The organism is Sorangium sp. So ce887 (assembly GCF_051521455.1).
Lineage (GTDB): Bacteria > Myxococcota_A > Polyangia > Polyangiales > Polyangiaceae > Sorangium.
The window spans coordinates 2,859,743-2,881,523 of record NZ_CP150354.1 but is presented as its reverse complement, the minus strand read 5'-3'; the positions used below and the strand labels follow the sequence as shown (position 1 = coordinate 2,881,523).

Annotated in this window: 15 protein-coding genes; 9 read left to right on the top strand and 6 right to left on the bottom strand. The window is 72.4% G+C overall.

From position 1 onward, the window contains the following. Positions 1–787 precede the first annotated feature (787 nt). Positions 788–4,132, top strand: a complete 3,345-nt coding sequence (locus WMF36_RS10970) for a DNA methyltransferase (protein ID WP_437579553.1) — start codon at positions 788–790, stop codon at positions 4,130–4,132. 293 nt (positions 4,133–4,425) lie between these two features. Here WMF36_RS10970 and WMF36_RS10965 read toward each other — a convergent pair whose 3' ends face one another. After that, a complete protein-coding gene (locus WMF36_RS10965; protein WP_437579552.1) occupies positions 4,426–5,847 on the bottom strand; it encodes a right-handed parallel beta-helix repeat-containing protein in 1,422 nt (473 codons plus the stop codon). Between the two features lie 553 nt (positions 5,848–6,400). Here WMF36_RS10965 and WMF36_RS10960 point away from each other — a divergent pair. Next, entirely contained in the window at positions 6,401–6,724 is a 324-nt protein-coding gene (locus WMF36_RS10960) for a glucuronyl esterase domain-containing protein (RefSeq protein ID WP_437579551.1), read from the top strand. A 176-nt stretch (positions 6,725–6,900) separates the two neighbouring features. Here WMF36_RS10960 and WMF36_RS10955 read toward each other — a convergent pair whose 3' ends face one another. The 3 genes from WMF36_RS10955 to WMF36_RS10945 form a co-directional block, all read right to left on the bottom strand. After that, a complete protein-coding gene (locus WMF36_RS10955; RefSeq protein WP_437579550.1) occupies positions 6,901–7,593 on the bottom strand; it encodes an SCO family protein in 693 nt (230 codons plus the stop codon). A 240-nt stretch (positions 7,594–7,833) separates the two neighbouring features. After that, positions 7,834–8,274 carry a DUF3574 domain-containing protein gene (locus tag WMF36_RS10950; RefSeq protein WP_437579549.1) on the bottom strand — a complete coding sequence of 147 codons (441 nt, stop codon included), beginning with the start codon at positions 8,272–8,274 and terminating at the stop codon, positions 7,834–7,836. A 78-nt stretch (positions 8,275–8,352) separates the two neighbouring features. After that, entirely contained in the window at positions 8,353–8,724 is a 372-nt protein-coding gene (locus WMF36_RS10945; RefSeq protein WP_437489535.1) for a DMT family transporter, read from the bottom strand. 200 nt (positions 8,725–8,924) lie between these two features. Here WMF36_RS10945 and WMF36_RS10940 point away from each other — a divergent pair, with 200 nt between their 5' ends. The 4 genes from WMF36_RS10940 (at position 8,925) to WMF36_RS10925 (ending at position 12,787) form a co-directional block, all read left to right on the top strand. Beyond that, the gene (locus tag WMF36_RS10940) at positions 8,925–10,025 is read left to right on the top strand and encodes a type III polyketide synthase (RefSeq protein WP_437579548.1); all 1,101 of its coding nucleotides are present in this window, start codon (positions 8,925–8,927) and stop codon (positions 10,023–10,025) included. Beyond that, entirely contained in the window at positions 10,019–10,612 is a 594-nt protein-coding gene (locus tag WMF36_RS10935; protein WP_437579547.1) for an isoprenylcysteine carboxyl methyltransferase family protein, read from the top strand. Before WMF36_RS10940 ends, WMF36_RS10935 begins: the two co-directional genes overlap by 7 nt. Continuing rightward, positions 10,609–11,760 carry an NAD(P)/FAD-dependent oxidoreductase gene (locus WMF36_RS10930; RefSeq protein ID WP_437579546.1) on the top strand — a complete coding sequence of 384 codons (1,152 nt, stop codon included), beginning with the start codon at positions 10,609–10,611 and terminating at the stop codon, positions 11,758–11,760. Before WMF36_RS10935 ends, WMF36_RS10930 begins: the two co-directional genes overlap by 4 nt. 70 nt (positions 11,761–11,830) lie before the next feature. Beyond that, positions 11,831–12,787: an OmpA/MotB family protein gene (locus tag WMF36_RS10925; protein WP_437579545.1), complete on the top strand. Its 957-nt coding sequence runs from the start codon at positions 11,831–11,833 to the stop codon at positions 12,785–12,787. Positions 12,788–12,832: 45 nt separating this feature from the next. Here the strand turns inward: WMF36_RS10925 and WMF36_RS10920 are convergent, their stop codons facing one another. Further along, on the bottom strand, positions 12,833–15,436 hold the full coding sequence (locus tag WMF36_RS10920) for a VIT domain-containing protein (RefSeq protein ID WP_437579544.1): 2,604 nt from the start codon (positions 15,434–15,436) through the stop codon (positions 12,833–12,835). Continuing rightward, a complete protein-coding gene (locus WMF36_RS10915) occupies positions 15,433–15,912 on the bottom strand; it encodes a helix-turn-helix domain-containing protein (protein WP_437579543.1) in 480 nt (159 codons plus the stop codon). The genes WMF36_RS10920 and WMF36_RS10915 overlap by 4 nt, the downstream gene beginning before the upstream one ends. Positions 15,913–16,137: 225 nt before the next feature. Between WMF36_RS10915 and WMF36_RS10910 the strand changes: the two genes are divergently transcribed. The 3 genes from WMF36_RS10910 to WMF36_RS10900 all read left to right on the top strand — a co-directional run bounded on the left by WMF36_RS10910 (position 16,138) and on the right by WMF36_RS10900 (position 21,757). Next, positions 16,138–17,640, top strand: coding sequence for a lysyl oxidase family protein (locus WMF36_RS10910; RefSeq protein WP_437579542.1), 1,503 nt, complete (start codon positions 16,138–16,140; stop codon positions 17,638–17,640). Between the two features lie 188 nt (positions 17,641–17,828). Continuing rightward, complete coding sequence (locus tag WMF36_RS10905; RefSeq protein WP_437579541.1) at positions 17,829–18,923, top strand: DUF2252 family protein; 1,095 nt, start codon at positions 17,829–17,831, stop codon at positions 18,921–18,923. Positions 18,924–19,315: 392 nt separating this feature from the next. Then, a complete protein-coding gene (locus WMF36_RS10900; RefSeq protein WP_437579540.1) occupies positions 19,316–21,757 on the top strand; it encodes a TonB-dependent receptor domain-containing protein in 2,442 nt (813 codons plus the stop codon). Positions 21,758–21,781: the final 24 nt, after the last annotated feature.

The window sequence follows — 21,781 nt, the reverse complement described above, 5'->3', positions numbered from 1 at the left end:
TCGCGCATGGCCAGCATGACTCCCCCTCTTCCACCTATCTACAGGGCGTCTCCCCCCGAGCAGGACCACCCTACCATGAGAGTCGGCGGGACCTCCAATAGAAATTTGCAACAGGCACGCACCTGGTCCCTGTCGGTCGCGATGATTTGCCGGCGCGCCCGGATCCTCCATGAGGTTCGAGGCCACGACGCTGGTGGCATGCAGGCGGGCTGGCGCTGGCGCTGGTAGGCCTGCAGCCGGAGCGCGCAGCCTCGAGTGGAGACGCCATCCCCGCAGCGACAGCGAGCGCGCGCGGAACAGGCGCGCGAGCTCCGCGACAGGGAGCTCATGGAGGTCGAAGGCAGGTGGAAGGTAGGCCGTAGGGAGGCAGGTAGCAGGTAGAGGGAAGCAAAGGATGTGCGCCGCAACGCACAGCAAGCCTGAAGGAGCGACGCAGGGGTGCGTTCGGATGTCGAGCTCAGGGCAGATCATCGTCGACCTGGTCGACGGCTTCCCGCGTCACCGGGGCGGTGGACACGGAGGAGAGGACGAGGAAACCCTGCGTCCTCTATACCTCTATGGCTCAGATCCTCTGTGTTCGAATTCTTCCCCATCACGGCGCCAGGAATGAGCTTGGGAAACGTCCTATTGGGCTCCGCCCGACGGCCGTCAAGCGCCCGGGGAGCGCGCGCGAGGAAGACTGAAACAGCTCCATTCGAGCTCGGCCGGCGGTCCGGCCGCTCGCGACGTTCGCCAGGCAGAACCTGCAGCGGATCGCGCGGCGCTCGCGTACACTCCGGGGCTCCGCATGGATCAGCCCGTCCCCGGGGACAGCAGGGCGCAGCAGGCAGACGTCGCGGGCGCGCTCGCGGATCGGGCCTTTGACGCGCTCGGCGTCCTGCTCCGCGGCTTCGAGGACGCGGCCGAGCGCGACGGGCCGGACGCGCTCGAGGACGCCCTCGCGCGCGGTCCGGAGCACCTCTACGGCGGGCTGCTCACCGCGCTCCTCCGGCTCGTGTTCCTGCTCCACGCGGAGGCCCGCGGGCTCCTGCCGGTCGAGCACCCGCACTACGCGGCGCACCTCGGCGTGCTCCCGCTGTTCCGGGAGCTCGCGGCGGAGCACGGCGCGCGCCCGGCCGCGATGCGGCGGCGCTTCGGGGCGTGGGCGCGGCTCGTCGCGCTGTTCCACGCCGTGTTTCACGGGATCTCCCGCCCCGAGCTGACCCTGCCGGCGCGGCGAGGGCAGCTCTTCGACCCCGAGCGCTACCCGTTCCTGGAGCGCGTGGCGAGCGGTGGTCCCTGGCAAGCGCCGTCGGTGGACGACGCCACGGTGCACGCGGTGCTCGAGCGGCTCCTCGTGCTCGACGGGCGGCCGCTGTCGTACCAGGCGCTCGACGTCGAGCAGCTCGGCGGCCTCTACGAGGCGCTCATGGGCTACCGGGTCGAGCGCGCCGCCGGCCCGACGGTGTGCCTCCGGCCCGAGCGGGTCTGGGTGAGCGCGGCCGAGGCGCTCGCGCAGCCGACGGCGCGGCGGGCGGCGTGGCTCGCCGAGCGGGCGGGGCTCTCGCGGCGCGAGGCGAGGAAGCTCGGCGAGGCGCTCGCCGGCGCGAGGACCGAGGCCGCGCTCCTCGAGGCGCTCGGCCCGCTGCGCGCGAGGGACACCGAGGTGCTCGGGGCGGGGCGGCTCTTCCTGCAGCCGGGCGCCGAGCGGCGGCGCACGAGCTCTCACTATACCCCGCGCAGCCTGTCCGCGCCCATCGTCGCGCGGACGCTCGATCCGCTGCTTCCGCTCGATCCACTGCTTCCGCTCCTGCCGCTACTTCCCCTGCTCCGGCAACTGGGCGAGGAGCCGGCGTCGGCGCGGCTCCTCGGGCTCGCGATCTGCGATCCGGCGATGGGGTCCGGCGCGTTCCTCATGGAGGCGTGCCGGTACCTGGCCGACCTTGTGGTGGCCGCCTGGACCCGCGAGGCGGCGCGCGGCGACACGGCCGCGGCGGAGCGGCTCGCCCGGTCGGGCGAGGACGCCGTGGGCGAGGCGCGGCGGCTCGTGGCACAGCGCTGCCTGTACGGCGCCGACAAAAACCCCTTCGCCGTGAGCCTGGCGAGGCTGTCGCTCTGGCTCGTGACGCGCGCGCGGGACGAGCCGTTCACGTTCGTCGATCACGCCCTCCGGCACGGCGACTCGCTGGTGGGGCTCGACCTCGCCCAGCTGCGCGGCTTCCACTGGGAGCCCGCCGCGCCGCTGCCGGCGTGCTGCGAGGCGATCGACAGCGCCATCGAGCGGGCGATCGCGCTGCGGCAGCAGCTCGCCGGGCTCGGGGACGGCGGCGCGGCGCGCGAGCGGGAGCGGCTCGCGCGCGCGGCGGAGGAGGCGATCGGCCGGGCGCGGCTCCTCGGCGACCTCGTGGTGGGGGCGTTCTTCGCGCACGGGAAGGACAGGGACCGGCTGAAGGAGCGCGACCGGCGGGCACAGCTCGCGATCGCGTGGCTCCGCGGCGGAGGGCCGCCTCCGGAAGAGCTCCTGGCGATGCAGCGGGCGCTCCGGGAGGGCGCGCCGGGGGAGGGCGCGCCGAGCAGGGCGCCTCCCCTGCCGCCGCTCCACTGGGCCCTGGAGTTCCCGGAGGTGTTTCAGGAGCCGCGCCCGGGCCGTCCGGACGGCCATCGCGCGCCGCGGCCGGCGCGGCTCGACGCGTTCGTGGGGAACCCGCCTTTCCTCGGGGGAAAGCGGATCTCGACGGATCACGGGGACACCTACGCCGCGTGGCTCGAGCAGCTGCACGGCGCCACGAAGAACACCGATCTCGCCGCCCACTTCTTCCGCCGCGCGGCCGCGCTGCTCGGGGGTCGCGGCACGGTGGGGCTCATCGCCACGAACACGATAGCTCAGGGCGACACCCGGCGATCGGGCCTGAAGCCGCTCGTCGAGGCGGGGCGGGCGGTCATCTACCACGCGGTGCGCAGCGTCCCGTGGCCCGGGGACGCCGCCGTCCACGTCGCCGTCGTCCACCTCGCCGTGGGTATGTCGCCGGCCGACGGCGTCCCGCCGCCCCGGCTCGACGGGCTCCCTGTGCGCCACATCAACTCCCACCTGCGCGCGATGCCGGAGCGGCCCGACCCGAGGCCGCTGGAGTCCAGCCGGGATCTCTGCTTCATCGGCTGCTTCCTCCGCGGCGACGGCTTCGTCCTCACCGACGGCGAGGCGCGGGGGCTCTGCGCGGGCGACCCGGCGGCCGGCGAGGTGCTCCGCCCGTTCCTGGGCGGCGAGGAGGTCAACTCGTCGCCTTCGCACAGCCCGCACCGCCACGTCATCGATTTCGGCGAGCGCGGGCTGGAGGACGCGGGGCGCTGGCCGGCGCTCCTGTCGATCGTGCGGAGTCGGGTCAAGCCGGCGCGGGATCGCCTGAGGCTCACCGGGGTCGACGCGGGCCACCGGGCCCGATGGTGGCAGTTCGCCAACCCGCGTCCGGAGCTCCGGCGCACGATCGCGCCGCTCGGGCGTTGCCTCGTCGCGGCGCGGGTGACGAAGCACCTGTGCTTCGCCTTCCAGCCGGCGGGGCGGACGTTCTCGGACCAGCTGTGCGTGTTCGCCATCGACGATTACGCGCGCTTCGCGGTCCTCCAGTCGCGAGCGCACGAGTCGTGGGCGCGCCTGCTCTCCTCGACGATGGGAGAGGGCCTCCGGTATGCGCCGTCGGATTGCGTGGAGACGTTCCCCTTCCCTCACCCGGAGCACCTGGCCGCGGGCGGGCGCGTCGAGGCCGCCGGCGAGCGCCTCTACACCGCGCGCGCAGCGCTGATGGTCGAGCTCGGAGAGGGCCTGACCGCCATGTACAATCTCCTCAAGGCCCCTGCCTGCGCGCGCCCGGGCGTCGTCGAGCTCCGCCGTCTCCACGAGGAGATGGACCGCGCCGTCCTCGCCGCGTACGGGTTCGGCGACATCGAGGTTCCGCCGTACACCACGCCGGTCACGCCCCGCGAGCGGAGCGCGGCGAGCGCCTTCGAGGATGAGGTGATCGACCGGCTCTTCGCGCTGAACGAAGCGCGAGCCGCCGAGGAGGAGCGGCGGCGCGGAGCGGCCGAGCAGCGCGGCCCGCGGCCCGGCGAGCCGTCGCGCGCGCCGGGGCCGGGGCGCCGGGCCCGGTCCGGCGGCTAGGCGGCTGGAGCGACAGACGGGTTGAAATCCCGAAAAAAAGCAGAAATTTCACAGGGAGGCGAGGAGGCGGGGAGCGAGAGACGGCGAGAGGGAGAGATTCTTTTTTTTCTTCCTCCCCGCCTCCTCGCCTCCCTGTGAAAATTCTCCGGGTTTCAACATGATTGGTGTTCTAACCGACCGCGCGGCGCGAGGGGAAGCGGTCGCGTCGGCGCGAGGAGCCGCCGCATCCGCTGGTGCCGTCTAGACGACGCTCTGCCGGAGGCCGGTGCGCGCGGCCTGCTCGATCGCCTGCCTCAGCGCTCGTCGGCGCCGATGTCGATGCGCGCGCCGCCCGTCCGCGGGGCGCCGTCGATGTCGGACGTCCCGCTCTGACCGCCCAGATCGATGCCTGCGTCCACGGCGGGTGAGCCGCTGGTCAGGTGAAGGTCGGACGGGGGCCCGACCAGCCGCGGATCGACGAACCTCGCGCGCGGGTCGGTGAAGTCGCCTGCCGAGCTGCGGCTCGCGCCGAAGAAGATGTTGTTGTCGACGCGCACGTTCCTGTTGTTGCTGCCGCTGCTCACGTAGTCGTTCCCCGATCTGGCATACAGGATGTTGTTCTGGATGAGCACGCCGTCCGAGTTGTTCTGGATGATGATCTCGCCGCCGGCGGCCTGGTAGAGGGTGTTGTTGAGCACCGAGATGTTCGCCGCGTTGCCCACGCTGGTCTCGTAGCCGCCGACCATGATGTTGCCCTGGTAGCTCCGCGACACGAAGTTGTTCCGCACCGTGATGTTGCTGGTGGTCCTCCCCCGGTGCTCGCTGGCGACCTCGATCCCGATGTCGCTGTTATCGACCTTGTTCCGTTCGATGACGATGTCTCTGCCGCCGTCGACGTAGATGCCGTCGGCGGCCCGCTCGCCGTCGTACGCGGGGTTCCGGGCCGAGGTGATGTTGTAGACGATGTTGTCCACGCAGACGCCGTTCCGCGCCTGATCCGAGCCCGCCGGGCCGTGGCCCTCGAAGCCGATGAAGTCGATGCCGATGTTGTCGTTGTCGTGGATCGTGTTGCGCGAGACAACGAAGTTCGTGACGTTGCCGTTGAGGACCAGCGACTCGCTCGAGCCGAGCTTGCAGTCCCGGATCTCGTTGCCGTCGATGAGGATCTCGGTCATCGGCGTCGCGGACGTGCCATAGAGGGCGATGCCGTGGGCGTCCTCGGAGCTCTCGATGTGGTGCACGACGTTGTCGCGGATCTCGAGGAAGCTCGAGCTGCCGCTCGCGCCGATCCCGATCGGCGTGTCGGCGCCCTTGAAGTTCTGCACCGTCATGCCGGCGACCCGGATGTAGCTCTTGCTCGAGATGTTGATTCCGACCCCCCTCTTGCCGCTCCCGTCGAGGATCGCGCCTGCCTCGCCCTTCAGGGTGATGCAACCGGCCGCGGCCGTGCCGCTCCTCCTGAAGGAGACGTTCTCGTTGTAGGTGCCCGCCTTCACGAGCACGGTGTCGCCTGCGGCCGCCGCATCGAGGCCGGCCTGGATCGTCCGGTGGTCGCCGCCCGAGCGAGCGACGGTGAGGGTCCTGCCGCTCGAGCGCTCACCGCACGGCCCGGGCGCCGCGGCGAGCCCGCCCAGCAGCTCATCTGCGCCGGACTCGTCCGAGCTGGGTTCCACGGCGCACGCGGGAGAGAGCCCGACGGCGAGCAGCAGGATGCCGGGCGGAGCGAGGCGATGCATCGTTTGCGATGTTCGGTTCTGGCGCGATCGGTTCATGAGTCGTTGTCCTCGATGTGTGGCTTGTCACGTTGAAGTCGCGTCCCCGGCGCGCGCCGGGAGCTTCGACGCGAGGACATTGCAAGCTGGCGGCCATGCTGCCGGTCGCGAGAGAACGCCGAGGCGGTGGCCGCAAAGGTCCTTCGACGCCTCGGCCCGATCACGAGATCTTGCGCAACGATCGTACAGCTGCGCATCGTGCGGACAGCAGCTCGGCCGGCGAGGCGCCGGATCACGGAATTGCCGGACGGCGCTCCGAATCGACCGTCGAACTGTAAACAAACAGCGTCATCGTACCTGCTTGCGATTGTCACTATCGCGCTCTGCCCCAATCCCTTCGCCCGCAAAATCGATTCCGCGGTGAGCGGAAAGGATCACTGGAGCGAGTCGACTGCAGAGCCCGGTCATCTGCGCCAGGCCGATAGATCCTTACGTCGGAATTTTTCACATAGCGTGAAGGTGAGAACGCCTATGAATTTCCAGCGAGCCCTCCTGACTTCAGCCCTTGTGCCGGCATGTGTCGCACTTCAGCCGGATCATCGATGTCCTCGAGGCGTCGGGCGGCGACCTCCTCAGAGCGGATGGCATCGGGGTCTCGGGGTGCTCCCACTTCGGCAAGGGCGCATTCACGATAGGCGCCTTCGATCAGCGCATCGCCTTGACCCTGCCGATCGAGTCCGGCAGCGGCGGCGTCCCGATATGGCGCGGGATCCCCGGAGAAAACGCCCAGAGCCCGAGCAGCGCCTACGGCGAGACCTATTGGCCAGGTGACGGGTTCGGGTCGTTCACCAGCAGACGGAATGGAACGAGCCCTTGCGGCAGAACATCCGTAAATTCTTGACGAGGACTGGAGACAGCGCCGGCGCTATTTCGGCAGCGAGCAAGGCAACTGGCAACCTGTCAGAGTGGCGAGAGTGGGCTACTCCGACCCTGGAGTAGTCATCGCTGAGCCGGCGCCGGGGGAGCAGGGCCCAGGGGCGCACTCGAGCGACAAGGGACTGGGCCTGATCCCGCGCGTCAGAAATTCCGCCATGGATCATCCAGCCGCCGCCCGCCCGCGCTCTGCGCCGCCGGCCATCGCGAGAGGGAGGCCCGGACCTCCTCGGCCAGGCGCGCGGGCGGCGCGATGCCGTCGATGCGCGTCCAGCGCCCCTCCGCCGCGCGGCCGATGAGCGTGATCGGGGTGTGCTGCTCCTTGATGGGCGCGCGTCCGCCGAGCGCGTCGAGCACCCGGCCCACCCGCTCGCGGCTGCCCGTCAGGAACACCCAGCCCGGCCGCCGGCCGAACTTCTCCGCATAGCCCTTCAGCCGCTCCGGCGTGTCCGTCGCGGGGTCCAGCGAGATGGAGACGAGCCGCACGTCCCGCTCCAGCGCGTCGCCGAGCTCGGTCTGGAGCCGGCCGAAGATGGCCGTCATCGGCGAGCAGATCGTGGTGCAGGTCGTGAAGACGAAGTTCACCACGAGCACGCGATCCTTCGCGAGCTCGCGGAGACGCACCGGCGCGCCGTCCTGATCCACGAGCTCCTCGTCCGGCACCGCGACGCCCGGCGCCGGGGCCGATCGCACCGCCGCCGCGCCGCCCTGCGCCGGGAGCGGCGGACCCGGATCAGCGCCGGCAACCGCCGGATCGCTCTCGCGGCCGCACGAGACGGCGGCGAGCGCGCCGGCGAGGAGCAAGGCGTTCGGCACGGAGAGCGAGAGAGATCGCATATCGGCCTCACTGCGGGCATGGCCTCATCGGAGCCCGCGAGGGGGCGCTCGCGTCGAGCGCCTTGGGTTCGAGCGCCATCCTCCGACGAGCGAAGAGCGGGCGCCACGCGGCGCCGCCCTCGATCGTGGGCGATCGAGGGCTGGCCAGCGGACGAGGAGCTTTGTCGCGCGATCCCTTCAGGTCAAGAATCTTCGCGGACCGGCTCACGCCAGAGAGGCGAGACAGCCATGTCCCGACCGTCAGAAATCGACGCAGACGGGCTCGTCGATCCGCAGCACGGACTCCTGGTTGAAGCGTGCCTTGTACTCCTCGCGGATGGCCTCGATGCTGTCCGAGACAGCCTGGCTGCCGCCGTGGAGGAGCATGATCAGCCGGCTGTCCTCGCGGATCAGCTCATCTGTGGTCGCGAGGTACTGGCCGTCGACGTCGAACTGCGTCAGCCCGTCCCTGAAGCGCGGGGTCACGACCGTGTCGACGAACGCCTGCCACTCCTCCTGGGTGACGGGGGGCTCGTCGAACCGATCCAGACCGAAGAAGAGCTCGGTCCGGATCATCGGCTCCCCGCCCTCGCAGGTCATCCCGGGCGCCGGCTGCGCGCTGTCGTCTGCCGCGGCGCTGCCGCAGCCGGCAGCCGCGAGGAGCACGGCGAGGAGGGCGCGCGGGATCGATCGGTCGGGCATGGATGTTTCCTCCGAGGCGAGCGCGCATGGGCGCACGGCGACGTGCGACCGGCAAACTATCACAGCCGCCGCGACGGATTAGCTCATGTTGTACGCGACCATCGCGATGCCCGCCGCGATCAGGACGATGCCGCCGATCTGCAGCGTCGTGAGGGTCTCGCGCAGGTAGTAGACGGAGAAGACCGAGATGATCAGGAAGCCGCCCGAGGACATGATCGGATAGGCGATCGACAGGTTGATGCGCTTGAGCGCCAGGACGTAAAACAGGATGTTCGACGCGAAGAGCACGAGCCCGAGCACGAGGTGGTAGTTCGTCGCGAGCGCGAGCCCCTTCTCGACGAGCGTCAGCCCCTCCATCGGAGGGACGCGCCGCGAGGCGAGCTTCATGAGGATGTTCGCGGTCGCGTTGAAGACGAGGGCGATGATGAGGAAGAGGTAACCTTGAGCCATGTCTGCTGTGCGACGAGCGCCGGGGCCCCGGAGGCTCGTCCTTCCCGGGAGACCTCTGGCGCAGCGGGCGGCATGGATCAACCGTGAAGCGCGCGCACCTTCCTCGCGCCTCGCGGCAACGCTCGGTGAAGCTTCGCCGGCGAGCTCGGCCGAAATGGCCGTGGCCGGCCGCCTGCCTCGGTGCGAGACTGCCGCGCGCCATGAGCTTCGAGGGGGGGGTGGAGATGTCGTTTGCGCCGACGATCGCCGCGGTGGGGACGGCGCTGCCGCCGCACTACGCGACGCAGGAGGAGACGTGCGCGGGGCTGCGCCGGCTCTGGGCCGGCAAGGGCGACGCGCTCGCGCTCGTCGAGCGGGTCCGGCGGTCGATCGAGGTGCGGGGGCGGCACCTCGCGCTGCCGCTCGACGCCTACTACGCGGACTCGACGTTCGCCGAGCAGAACCGCCGCTGGAACGCGTGCGCGCTGGAGCTCGGCGAGCGCGCCTGTCGCGCCGCGCTCGAGCGGGCGGGGCTCGGGCCCGAGGACATCGATCACATCGTCTTCGTCTCGGTCACCGGCATCTCGGCGCCGAGCCTGGACGCGCGGCTCGTCAACCGGCTCGGCTTCCGGCGCGACATCAAGCGCACGCCGGTCTTCGGCCTCGGGTGCGTGGCCGGCGTGGCCGGCGTCGGGCGCGTCACCGACACGCTGCGCGCCTTCCCGGGGCACACGTCGCTGCTGCTGTCGGTCGAGCTCTGCTCGCTCACGCTGCAGCACGACGACACCTCGGCGGCGAACGTGATCGCCGCGCAGCTCTTCGCCGACGGCGCCGCCGCCGTCGTGGCGCGCGGCGCGCAGGCCGCCCGCGAGGCCGGCCGGCCGGGCGAGGCGGCGGTGCTCGACGCGCAGGCCGTCTTCTACCCCGAGACAGAGCACATCATGGGGTGGGACGTCGTGGACACCGGCTTCCGGGTCGTCCTCTCCGCCGGGGTCCCGGCGCTCGTGCGCGAGCACGTGCGGCGCGACGTCGACGCGTTCCTCGCGCGGCACCGCCTGTCGCGCGGCGACATCCGCCACTGGATCGTCCACACGGGCGGGCCGAAGGTGCTCGAGGCCATCACCGAGACGCTCGAGCTGCCCGAGGACGCGCTCGCCCGCTCGTGGCGCTCGCTGCGCGAGCTCGGCAACGTGTCCTCCGCGTCGGTGCTGTTCGTGCTGCGCGACGTCCTCGACGAGGCGAGCGCCCGGCCCGGCGACTACGGCGTGATGATGGCGTTCGGCCCGGGCTTCTGCTCGGAGATCGCGCTGCTGCGATGGTGACCTCCGAGCTCCTCTACCTCGGCTTCCTGGGCGCCGTGTCGCTCGAGCGGCTGGCCGAGCTCTTCATCTCTCGCCGCAACGCGCGGCGCGCCTTCGCGAAGGGCGGCGTCGAGGTCGGGCAGGGGCACTTCCGGGTGATGGCGCTGATGCACACCGCCTTCCTCGCGGTGTGCGCGATCGAGGTCGACGCGCTCGACCGGCCGTTCCCCGGGCTCGTCGGCCTCGCGGCGCTCGCCGCCGCGCTGCTCGCGCAGGCGATGCGGTACTGGGTCATCGCCACGCTCGGGGAGCAGTGGAACGTGCGGATCATCGTCGTGCCCGGCGCGGCGCCGGTCTCCGGCGGGCCGTACCGCTATCTGCGCCACCCGAACTACGCGGCCGTGATCGTCGAGATGGTCGCGATCCCGATGATCCACGGCGCGTGGCTGACCGCGCTCGTCTTCAGCGCGCTCAACGCGGCCGTGCTCCACGTGCGCATCCGCGCAGAGGAGGAGGCGCTCGGGCCCTCGTACGCGGCGCGGATGGGCGGCCTGCCGCGGCTCGTGCCGGGCCGCCGCCCTGCACCGGAGCGCCCCTCGGCGCCGTGATCGCGCGGTGCGACATCGCGGTGGTCGGCGGGGGGCCGGCGGGCCTCGCCGTCGCGATCGGCTGCGCGCTGCGGGGCCATGACGTGCTCGTCCTGGACCAGTCCACGTGGCCGATCGACAAGGCGTGCGGCGAGGGCGTGATGCCGGAGGGCTGCCGCGCGCTCTCGGAGCTCGGCGTCCTGTCCGAGCTCGACCCGGCCGAGCGAGCGCCCATCGAGGGCATCCGGTACCTGCGCGCGGACGGCCTGCGCGTCGAGGCGCCGCTGCCGGCGCCCGGGGGGCTCGGCGTGCGCCGCACGGCGCTGTCCGCGGCGCTCGCGGCGCGGGCGCGCGCTGCCGGCGCGCGGCTCGCTGCGGGCGAGACGCTGCTCGATGTCGAGCGGACGGCGGGCGGCGCGCGGCTCGTCACGCGGCGGCGCGTCGTGGAGGCGCGCTACGTCGTCGGCGCCGACGGGCTCGGCTCGCGCGTGCGCCGCGCGCTCGGCTGGGACGCGCCGCCCTCGGGGCCGCGCCGGCTCGGCCTGCGCCAGCACTTCCGGTGCGCGCCGTGGTCGTCGTTCGTCGAGGTGCACCTCGGCGACGGGGTCGAGGCGTACGTGACGCCCGCGGGCCCGCAGCGCGTCGGGGTGGCGTTCCTGTGGGACGGCGATCGCCTCGGGGGGCGCGCGTCGACCGAGCGCCTCGTGCGCCGCTTCCCGGCGCTGGCCGAGCGGGTCGCGGGCGCGCCTGTCGACTCGACGGCGCGGGGCAGCGGCCCGCTCGAGCGGGCGTCTTCGCGGCTCCACGACGACCGCTTCGTGCTGGTCGGCGACGCGGCGGGCTACATCGACGCCATCACCGGCGAGGGGATCTCGCTCGCGCTCGTCGGCGCGGCGGCGCTGTCGACCGCCCTCGACGCGGCCCTGCGCGGCGGCGGCGCGGCCCCGCTCGCCGCCTATGCCCGCGTGTTCCGGCAGGCCTTCCTGCGCTACGCGGTGGCGACGCGCGCGGTGCTCTTCGTCGCGCGGCGCCCGCGCCTCCGGGACGGCCTCCTGTCCGCGCTCGCGCTCGCTCCCGGGCTCTTCCGGCACGCGGTCGGCGCGGTCCTGCGCCCGCGCGCTCCGGCGGGGCCCGGCGGGCGCCTTGTGGGACCAGGACCGCTCGGATAGGCTCCCGCCGCTCAGCGCCCCGGCGCGTGGAGGATGGATCCGGATGATCCGGCGAGAAGGAGCCTGCCAAGTGCAATTGCCTGCTTTGGGTGTCGCAGAGGTGAGCGTGAAGGGAAGCGCCGGGGTCTCCCCTTCCCTCCCCGTCCGGAGCGCTCGTGTTGCGCGCCGGCTTGCCGCGCTGCTCGCGCCCGCGCTCCTCGTCGGGTGCGGTTACACCGAGTTCGAGATGCAGGCCCAGCTGGACCGGTCCGAGCGCCTTCAGCGCGAGCTGCAGACCACCCAGCAGCGCGTTCGCCGGCTGGAAGACGACGCCGCGCGCGGGGGCGCTGCGGGGGTGTCGGCGGAAGATCCGCTGGGCGCGGAGGGCCTCGATCTCGGCGCCGCCCCGGGCGCGCAGCGCGGAGAGCCGGCCGGGGCTCGCCCGCCGTCCGAGCGCGACAGCGGTGTCCTGAGGGCGTTCCTCCCGGTCGCCGCCGGGGAGGTCACGGTCGCGCCGCGCGACGGCCGCGTGGTCATCTCGATCCCGACGCGGGTCCTGTTCAAGGGGAACCGCGACGCGTTCTCCCCGGCGGGAGAGAAGATCCTGCGGGACATCGCCGCGATCATCCGCAGCAACGAGCCGCTCAAGGGCCTCGATTACCAGGTCGTCGGCCACACGGCGAGCGGCACGCCGGGCGTGGCGTGGCGCAACGGCTGGGATGTGACGGTCGCCCAGGCGCGCGCCGTGCTGCTCTTCCTCGGGCAGCCCAAGGAGGCCGGCTTGCCCGTCGCGCGCTTGAGCCTGGCGAGCTTCGCCGACCTTCCGCCGGCCGACGCGGGCGGCGGTGCCCCCGCGCAGCCGCAGGATGCGCGCCTGGAGATCGTGGTGGAGGGGACGGCGCAGATCTCGGAGAGCCCGGCCGGAGAGGCCCGTCCGGCCGGAGAGGCCCGCCCGGCCGGAGAGGCCCGTCCGGCCGGAGAGGCCCGCCCCGCCGGAGAGGCCCGCCCGGGAGCCGGCGTGAAGAGCGCGGACGAGACGTATCCCTGAAAGCGAGCCGAGCGCGGCCGCGGACGGTCGTCCGCGGCGAGCCCGTCACGCGCCCCGCAGCGCCTCGACCCTTCTCCTGAGCTCCCCTGCGTCCCCGAGCTCGCCCAGCACCGCGCGCACCGCGTCCGGCGCGGCGGCCGCCACGGTGTCGTGGACCCGCGCCCGTAGCCGCCGGCCGCTCGCGACCAGGTAGGCGGCCGCGAGCGCCGCGGCCACCTCCCTGTCGGCGCCGCCGCGCTGGAGGAGCGACTCGGCCAGCCCGCAGAGCGCCTCGACCGCCTTGACCACCTGAGCGCCGTAGATGGGGTGGGCCGAGTCGATGCCCTGCTCGTGGCACGCCGCGAGGCACAGCGCCGTGCTGGTGAGCCGGCCGAGATCGGTCGACTCGCCGCGCTCCCAGAGCCCGGACGCGAGCTGCTCCTCGAAGACGCGCCCCAGGCCGGCTCCCTGCGGCTCGGCCCCTCCGGGAGCGGCGCTCGGCGCCGGCGACGGGGGCGCTCCCGGCCCGGACCCGTGCTGCGCTCCCCCGGGTCCGCAGCGCGCGACGGCGCCCGCGGGGGCCGCGGCGCCCGCCGATCCGGCCGCGGCGCTCGGCTGGAAGAGCTGCTTGGCGCGCGACAGCAGGCCGCCGCGGGCGGCCGGCGCCGACTCGATGGCGTCGATCGACCGGTCGTCGTGGACCGCCATCGGAGCGGGCGCGACGGCCCTGGCCCTCATAATGACAGGACCGCCCAACCTCGGACCGCCGCTGCTCCTCGGCATCGCGGCGAACGCGGCGGCCGGCGCTACCGGGCCGCGGCGGCTGGACATCCCCCACCCCGCCGGAGCGCTCACCGGCACCGGCCTCGCCTCGGGCTGCCCGTGGGCCCGTCGATCGCCCGTCCGCCGCTCGATCACCACGAACGACGCGTGCTTCGAGGCGACCCGGTGCCGGACCGCGAGATCCACGATGCGCTTGCGCATCGCCTCGGCGCGCTTGCCGGACAGCCCTCGCTCCGACGCCTCGAGCTCGCGCACCCGCGCGCCCGCCCACAGCGCCTCGAGCCCGGGCCGCGACGCCTCCGCCGCGAGCTCGACCGGCACCTCGAGGTGGAAGCGCTCTCCGCGCAGGCTCCCGCGCAGCTCTACGCGCCCCATCCCCGGCTGCCCGTAGCGGCCGTGGAGCACCCACGGCTCGCCGTCGACGAGCGCCGGGAGCTCGGCCGGCGCGAGCTCGCCGACGTCGATGCCCTCGAAGCGCGCCTCGATCCCGGTGACCCGGATCGCCGTCGCCCGCGCGAACTGCGCCGTCACCTTCTCATCGATGCGCTCGCCCGGGTGGATGAGCTCCGCGGCGCCCTGCGTCCGGCGCGCGAGGTCGTGCACGAGCAGCTCGCTCACGTTCGTCCCGATCCCGAACGTGTAGACCCGCACCCCCTTGCCCAGCGCGGCGACCCCGTCGACGATCTCGGCCTCGTTGCCCACCTGACCGTCGGTCAACAGCACGATCACCCGGTCCCGGTCCGTTTCGCCGAGCATGCCCACGGCGGCGAGCAGCGGATTCAGCATCTCCGTGCCGCCGGACGCCACGAGGCCCTCGACGAACGCGTCGGCGGCCTCGAGGGTCCGCTGCGTGAAGGGGGCGAGCGACGGCTGCATGGCCCGGAAATCATTGGAGAAAGCGATCACCCCGAACCGGTCTCCCTCGGCGAGGTGGCGGAGGCACAGGCGGAGCGCGCGCTTCGCCTGGTCGATCGACTCGCCCTGCATCGAGCCCGACACGTCGACCACGAACACGACGTCGCGCCGGGCGGACGACCGCTGCGCGTCGAACAGGTCCGGCACCACGGTGAGGGCGAAGGTCCCCTCCCGGCCGGCGGCCCTGTCGCAGACCAGGCCCGCCTGCACGCCCGGCGCGCCCGCGGCGATCAGCACGATGTCCCGATCGAGCGCGGCCTTGTCGCTCCGGAGCGACACGCGCTGTCGCCCCCCCGCCTCGCGGCGCACGGCGAGCGCGTGCGAGGGGCTCTCGATCGCGACGTCGCGCCCGAGATCGAAGACGATGTCCACGGTGATGCCGTAGTCGACCCGCGCGATCTCGGGGGAGATGCGGTCGGCGTCGGGCACCTCGTCCGTGGGCTCGTGGACGCCGTGCGCGGTCCGCTCGCCCCCGGTCGCGCCGGGGATGTAGCGGGGCGCGACGAGGGTCGGGATCATGAGCCGCAGCGCCCCCTCGTCGGCCTTCAGCGGCTGCACGAACGCGACCTCGACGACCGTCTCCTCCCCGGGCAGGAGGTTGCCGACGCTGGCCGTGAACACGTTGCGCCGCTCCTCGTCGAGCAGCGCCGCGCCGTGGCCGGTGGCGATGGCCTCATCGTAGGCCTGGAACGCCTCTTCCCGCTCCTTGACCTCCCCCTCGAGCCTGCGGCCGGCGCACTCCATGGCGAAGCCCGCGATGCTCGCCTCGCTCGGCAGCGGGAAGGTGTAGATCGCCTCGATCGGCCGGCGCTCCTCGTTCCGGTAGCGCTGCCGCACCACGAGCCGCGCCACCCCGCCGAAGACCTCCCCCGACAGGGAGACGCCGAGCAGCGGGACCGGGTGGCCCTCCGAGGTGCATAGACACGACATCGGCGTCGTCGCCGGGCGCGAGGGATCGGTGGTCGGAATCATCGCGAGCCTTTCGGGGCAAGGGGTGTGTAGCGAGACTCGATATCGAGGGCGATGCGCCGCGAGCGCTCGGGCGCGTCGCTCCGCACGTGGAGCTCCACCCCGTCGGCGATCTCGACCCGCTCCCAGCGCCCGCCGCGCGGCGCTCCGGCGGCGGGGGGCTCTGCCGCGGCCGCCGCCTCCGGACCGGCGCAGCGAGCCGCCTGCGCGGCGGGCGGCGCCCCCGCGGCGAGCCGCTCGATCTCGTCCAGGCCGGCGCCAGCGAGGCGCGCCTGGATCTCCTCGAGCGGCAGGTGCGCCTGCTGGAGGACCTTGATGGCACGGAGCCGAGCGAGGTGCTCTCGCCCGTAGGAGGTGTCCTTCCCGCGGAACTCGGGGGCCGGCAGGAGGCCGCGCTGCACGTAATACCGCACCGTGCGCGGCGCCACGGCCGCCTCGCCCGCGAGCTCGTCGAGCTTGTACGTCGTCACGGGGAGCATCCTGGATCGCGACACTAGAACTGTCAAGTAGACACTCGCGTCGAGAGAGAGCGCGTCGGGAGAGCTGCTTTTCGTCGGACGGCGTCCTGCGCGTCGGTGGACAGCGTCGGAAACCTGTGAGCACCTGACAATTTCGGGCGTACCCCGATCTCCCTGTGAAGGACCTGGTGCGGTGAGAGCATCAAGGATCTTGGGGTGGAGTGAATGAGGAGGACCGCGGCTCACATGAAGCTCACGAAATTTGCGCTCTTTGGGATGATCGCTCTCGCCGGGTGCGTAGGAGAGGAGGAAGGAAAGCAGGAGCAGACCGGACAGCTCGAGCTGAACCTGATCGGCTCGGCGGCCTCTGGCAACACGTACCGCCTGCGCGACGGGATCGTGATGGTCCAGGGCCCTCAGGACACGATCTTCTTCAATACCGAGGACGACCCGAACCGGTTTCGCCTGAGCGCGGCCGTCCCGCCCGGCGGTTATTACACGTTTCTGCAGGAGGGTTGGCGGCTCGAGCGCCTGAACCTGGACAGCTCGATCGAGCCGGTGGAGGCGCAGCTCCTCTCGCCGAACCCCGTCTGGTTCGACGTGTTCGCGAACCAGAACACGACGGTCGCGCTGCGCTTCCGGGTCGGGGCGGACGACGTGGTGCTCGACCAGGGCTCGTTCGACATCGTGATCGAGGTCGAGGAGGAGCAGCGGCCCGCCGAGTCGGTGCTGTGCACGGACGACAGCGAGTGCGGGTCGGGCGAGACGTGCTGCCTTGCGGGCTTCATGGGCACCTGCACGAGCCTCGGGCCGGGCGAGACGTGCCCGCTGCCCGACCTGACGGTCTCCGCGGACGAGGCGCAGCTCAGCCTGAGCATCGGCCACGAGGCCTTCCCGGCGGACAGCTGCGCGATCGTGGAGGGCTGCGTGGGCGGGGCGGGCGATCGTCGCCTGATGCGCTTCTCGACGGAGACGCCGAACGTCGGCGAGGCGGACATGATCCTCGGCGATCCGACGCTCGTCGAGGGCTTCGAGTTCTCCTCGTGCCACGGCCACTATCATTTCGAGGGGTACGCCCGGTACGAGCTCCTCGACGGGACGGGCGCGGTCGTCGCGACCGGCCACAAGCAGGCGTTCTGCCTGCTCGACAGCTCGCCCGTGGGCATCCCGGGGTCGCCGACGACGCCGCGCTATCACTGCGGCTTCCAGGGCATCCAGCGCGGCTGGAGCGACATCTACGGCGCCGGCCTCGACTGCCAGTGGGTCGACATCACCGGCGTGGTCCCGGGGGACTATGACCTCCGCATCACGATCAACGCCGATCGCACGCTGCCGGAGAGCGATTACGGCAACAACACGATCGAGGTCCCCGTGACCATCCCGGAGGATGTCCCGACGGTCCCCGGGGATCCGCTCGCGACCTGCTCCTCTCCGGTGGGCGGCGAGGGGCGCGACTGCGGCTGGTCGATCGCGCCCGGCCACGAGGGCGTGGCGTGCACCCCTGGCGCGCCGATCACCGTGGGCTGCGGCTGCCCTGCCGGCACCTGCGGGGGCGATCCGATGCTCCGGGTGTGCGACGGCGCGTCCGGGTGCGCCGCCCTCGAGGCCCTGGCCTCGGTGGATGACGCGTGCGGTTACTGCCCGCAGGCGTCGTTCGTGTGTCCGGAGAGCGGCGTCTACACGGTGCTCGTCGCGTCGTTCGACCCGTTCTCGTCGTTCACGTGCGACGTCGCCGCCTCCGCCCCGTAAGCGGCGGCCTTCGCGCGGTCCCTCTCCCTTCTCACGGTCCGCCCGCGCGCGTGCCGGGCTGTCCATCTCCTTCCTCACGGTCTGCCCGTGCGCGTGCTACGAGACCGGCGCGCGGGCGGCGGCGCGCTCGCGAGGCGGCGGAGGGCCGCCCCTGCGAGCGCGTCCCGCGTCCGGTCACAGGAGACGCGATGCAACCCATTCGAGAGAGCGATCTGCCGCCCGTCAAGGAGCTCACCCGGGCGTTCTTCCGGGCGGTGAATCCGCACGTCGAGCCGGCCGAGTTCGAGGAGAAGTGGAAGGCTGCGTCGCGCTCGCCGATGCGGTTCATGCGGAGCTTCCCGCAGGCGTGGCACGTGGATCTGCTCGACGTCCCGCGGGGCAGGGTGCCCGGCGGCCGCTGCCTGTGCTTCGGCGACGCGCACCCCGAGAACTTCGGGCTCGTCACGTTCACGGTCGGTCCGCGCTACGTGTTCAACGATCTCGACGACGCGGGCCCCGGGCTCGCCGCGCTGGACGTGCTGCGGTACTTCACGGTGCTCCGGCTCTTGCTCGACGACCGCAAGGCGCTCTGCGAGCTCATGGAGCTGTACGAGGACATGCTCCAGGGCCACCAGCCCCTGCGCGAGCTCCCCGAGGCCCTGTACCCCGACGTCGCGGCCAGGGACGCGCGCCAGCTCGAGAAGTGGACCGAGGGCGAGGCGTTCCGGTTCGACAAGCCCGCGCTGAAGCTCTCGCGCGCGGAGGCCGGGACGGGGAAGCGGCTGCTCGAGGCGATCGGGCGGCTCGGGCCGCCGGCGGACGTCGAGGTGCTCGAGCTCGCCCATCGGGATCGGGACTCGGGCGGCTCGGGGGGGCTCGATCGGTACCTGATCCTCGCGCGCGAGCGGGGTGGAGAGCGGCGGTTGCGCCTCCTGGAGCTCAAGGAGACGACGCACGCCGCGACGAGCTGGAACAACTTCCTGCACGAGGACGAGGACAGGCTCGAGCGGGCGAAGGCGTCGATATGGCGCGGCCTCGAGGTGCCGTTCTACGTGGAGGTGCAGGTCGGCAGGAGCGTGTACCTGCTCCGGGATCGCGTGGGGCGGGCCGCGGTGGACATCGAGAACCTGTCGAAGCGCGATCTCCGCGCGGTGCTGGAGGCGCAGGTGAGCATCCTCGCGCGGCAGCACGCGGAGGCGTTCGCGGGGCTCGACCTCGGCAAGCTCGACGACTGGCTGAGGGAGAGCCTCGATGTGATGGCGGGGCGGTGGCTGAGGGCGTATGAGCGGGCGAGGAGGCGGTGAGGGAGGCGTGGACCGGAGGTCCCTGGCCGCCTCGCCTGGCAGCGCAACGTGGTGTTCGAGCTGGTGAAGGGGAAGTGAGCGGTCGTTCGGCGTAGATCGTGGCTGAAGCTGGCCGTGCTCCAGGACAGCCCCGGTTCACGGTTCTTTGTTTGCCTTCACGGAGAATCGGGTCGACCCCCCTGCCGGACAGCGCACGATTCGGACGAAGGGTGGCCTGCCCCGACAGCGTGCAGGCGAGAGCGGTCCAGGTGCGACCGGGTCCCTGTAAAGCCCATCAGGACATCGCCTCGAGAGCCCCTCACGTGAAAGCCTCCATGGTTTCGATTCGTTGGCCTCCACGCTCCTCGGCGCAGCGCTCCGCTCCGGTCCTCGCTCGGCCGCCTCTCCACGGCGTGGCGAGGCGCTTCCTCCGGAGATCCACGACAGCCGCAGCGCTGCTCGCGAGCACGCTCGCGCCGTGCCTCGCCGCCGCCGCGCCGGAGACGCCGCTGCCCCATGCAAAGCCACCGGCGGAGCCGTCCCCCGATGCGCCGCCGGCCGCCTTGTCCCGCGACGCGCAGCCGGCCGAGCCGTCCCGCGACGCGCAGCCGGCCGAGCCGTCTCGCGATACGCCGCCCGCCGCGCTCGTCCCGCCGACGCCGCTCACGGCGCTCGGCGCCGACTACCCGGACGGGGCGCACGGCGACGCGACAGTTCGCCTCGTTCTCACGGTCAACGCGGACGGGACCGTCCGCTCCGCGGTCGCCGAGGAGGGGCCGGAGCCGTTCGCATCGGCCGCCGTGGCCGCCGCGACGTCGTTCCGCTTTGCGCCGGCCACCCGGGACGGCGCGCCGGTCGCAGCCAAGATCCGCGTCGAGGTTCGCTTCACCGAAGCCGCGCCGCCCGACGCCTCCGCGCCTGCACCTGCGCCCGCGCCTCCGGCAGCGGCCAGGGCGCCCGGGCTGCCGCCGGAGGCGCCGCGGTCGCTCGAGGTCACCGTGCGCGGCGAGCTGCCGGCGCCCGGCGTCTCCAGCCTGAGCCGCGGCGAGGTCAGGATCGTCCCCGGCGCGTTCGGCGACCCCTTCCGCGCCATCGAGATGCTCCCCGGGGTGACCCCCATCGTCTCGGGGCTCCCGTTCTTCTACGTCCGCGGCTCGCCGCCGGGCAACGTCGGCTACTTCCTCGATGGCGTCCGCGTCCCCTACCTCTATCACCTCGGGCTCGGGCCTTCCGTTGTCCATCCCGGGATCGTCGATCGCGTCGACCTCTATCCTGGCGGCTACCCAGCGCGTCACGGGCGGTACGCGGGCGGGATCGTCTCCGGCGAGACGACGCCGCCGCTCCCGTACTGGCGCGGTGAGGGCATGCTCCGGCTCGTCGACGTGGGCGGGCTCGTCGAGGGCCCCTTCGCCGGCGGCCGCGGGGTCGCGCTCGTGGGCGGCCGCTACTCCTACACGGCGTTGCTCCTCTCGCTCGCCGCCCCCGAGGTCGCGCTCGATTACTGGGATTACCAGGCCCGGCTGTCCTACGAGATCGTCCCGGAAGGCCGGGTGAGCCTCTTCGCGTTCGGCGCGCACGACTTCCTGGCGACCGACGAAGAGGGCGAGACGACGACCCTCTTCGACACGACATTTCACCGGATCGATCTCCGGTACGATCATGCCTATGGCCGGGGCAGCGCGCTGCGCGGCGCGCTGACGCTCGGCCACGACGAGACGGGGATCGGGGGAGACCAGAAAGCGCTGACGCGGAGCCTCGGTGCGCGCCTCACGCTCGCTCATCGGCTCCCCGACGAGACCACGATCCGCGCCGGCATCGACGCTGTGGTCGACGACAACGAGCTCGATCTCGAGACCGACGCCGGCGGCCCTCCGGGCGACGCCGCGCCGGACGACGATGTCCCCGTCGACGACTTCCTCTCGAGCCGTGTCGACCTCACGGTGGGCGGCTACATCGAATCCGACATCGCGGTCACCTCGCGCCTGCGCATCACTCCGGGGCTCCGGCTCGATCTCTACCGCTCGGACGATACGGTCGCGCTCGCCGTCGATCCGCGGTTGTCGGCGCGGCTCTCCCTGGGGCGCGGCGTGACGTTCGTGCAGGCGCACGGCCTCGCGTCCCAGCTGCCGAGCTTCGTCGTCCCGATCCCCGGCTTCCGCCCGGGCCTCGACGGCGGCCTCCAGCGGAGCTTCCAGTCGAGCGCCGGCCTCGAGCTCGCGCTGCCGGAGGACATCACCGCGACGGTCTCGGTGTTCCACAACGCGTTCTTCAACATGACCGACGCGCTCGGCTCTCTGGGCCTTGATTCGGTCGAGGACGCCTTCACGCTCCGCGCGCTCGGCGCCGCGACCGGCGTGGAGCTGTCGGCCCACCGGCGGCTCACGCGGCGCGTCGGTGGATTCGCGTCGTACACGCTGTCCCGCTCCACCCGCAGCATCGGCCGAAATCGGCAGGTGAGCTCGTTCGATCGGGCCCACGTGGCGAACGTCGCGCTGACCTACGACCTCGGCCGCGGATACAGGGCTGGCGGGCGCATCGTGTTCTACTCGGGGCTTCCCCAGAAGATTGGCGGCGCGACGCTCCCGCCGATCGGCGGCGTCCCTGGAGGATCCGGGCCCCTCGCCGGCGGAGCGCCGCGGTGGGAGCGGCTGCCGCCGTTCTTCCGCCTCGATGTCCGCCTGGAGAAGCGCTGGCCGATCGGGAAGTCAGGCTGGCTGTCGCTCGTCCTCGACGTGCTCAACTCCACGCTGTCGAAGGAGACCATGCCGGGGATGTGCGATGCGTTCTCGTCGTGCGAGCCGACCGAGTTCGGGCCGGTCACGATCCCGAACTTCGGCCTGGAGGGCGGCTTCTGATGCGGCGGGACGAGATGGGGTGGA

Excerpts from the sequence above, each read along its gene's own strand:
- WMF36_RS10920 (WP_437579544.1), bottom strand. The coding sequence starts at position 15,436 with ATGATTCCGACCACCGATCCCTCGCGCCCGGCGACGACGCCGATGTCG.
- WMF36_RS10940 (WP_437579548.1), top strand. The coding sequence starts at position 8,925 with ATGAGCTTCGAGGGGGGGGTGGAGATGTCGTTTGCGCCGACGATCGCC.
- WMF36_RS10935 (WP_437579547.1), top strand. The coding sequence starts at position 10,019 with ATGGTGACCTCCGAGCTCCTCTACCTCGGCTTCCTGGGCGCCGTGTCG.
- WMF36_RS10915 (WP_437579543.1), bottom strand. The coding sequence starts at position 15,912 with ATGCTCCCCGTGACGACGTACAAGCTCGACGAGCTCGCGGGCGAGGCG.
- WMF36_RS10950 (WP_437579549.1), bottom strand. The coding sequence starts at position 8,274 with ATGCCCGACCGATCGATCCCGCGCGCCCTCCTCGCCGTGCTCCTCGCG.
- WMF36_RS10910 (WP_437579542.1), top strand. The coding sequence starts at position 16,138 with ATGAAGCTCACGAAATTTGCGCTCTTTGGGATGATCGCTCTCGCCGGG.
- WMF36_RS10905 (WP_437579541.1), top strand. The coding sequence starts at position 17,829 with ATGCAACCCATTCGAGAGAGCGATCTGCCGCCCGTCAAGGAGCTCACC.
- WMF36_RS10945 (WP_437489535.1), bottom strand. The coding sequence starts at position 8,724 with ATGGCTCAAGGTTACCTCTTCCTCATCATCGCCCTCGTCTTCAACGCG.
- WMF36_RS10955 (WP_437579550.1), bottom strand. The coding sequence starts at position 7,593 with ATGCGATCTCTCTCGCTCTCCGTGCCGAACGCCTTGCTCCTCGCCGGC.
- WMF36_RS10970 (WP_437579553.1), top strand. The coding sequence starts at position 788 with ATGGATCAGCCCGTCCCCGGGGACAGCAGGGCGCAGCAGGCAGACGTC.
- WMF36_RS10965 (WP_437579552.1), bottom strand. The coding sequence starts at position 5,847 with ATGCATCGCCTCGCTCCGCCCGGCATCCTGCTGCTCGCCGTCGGGCTC.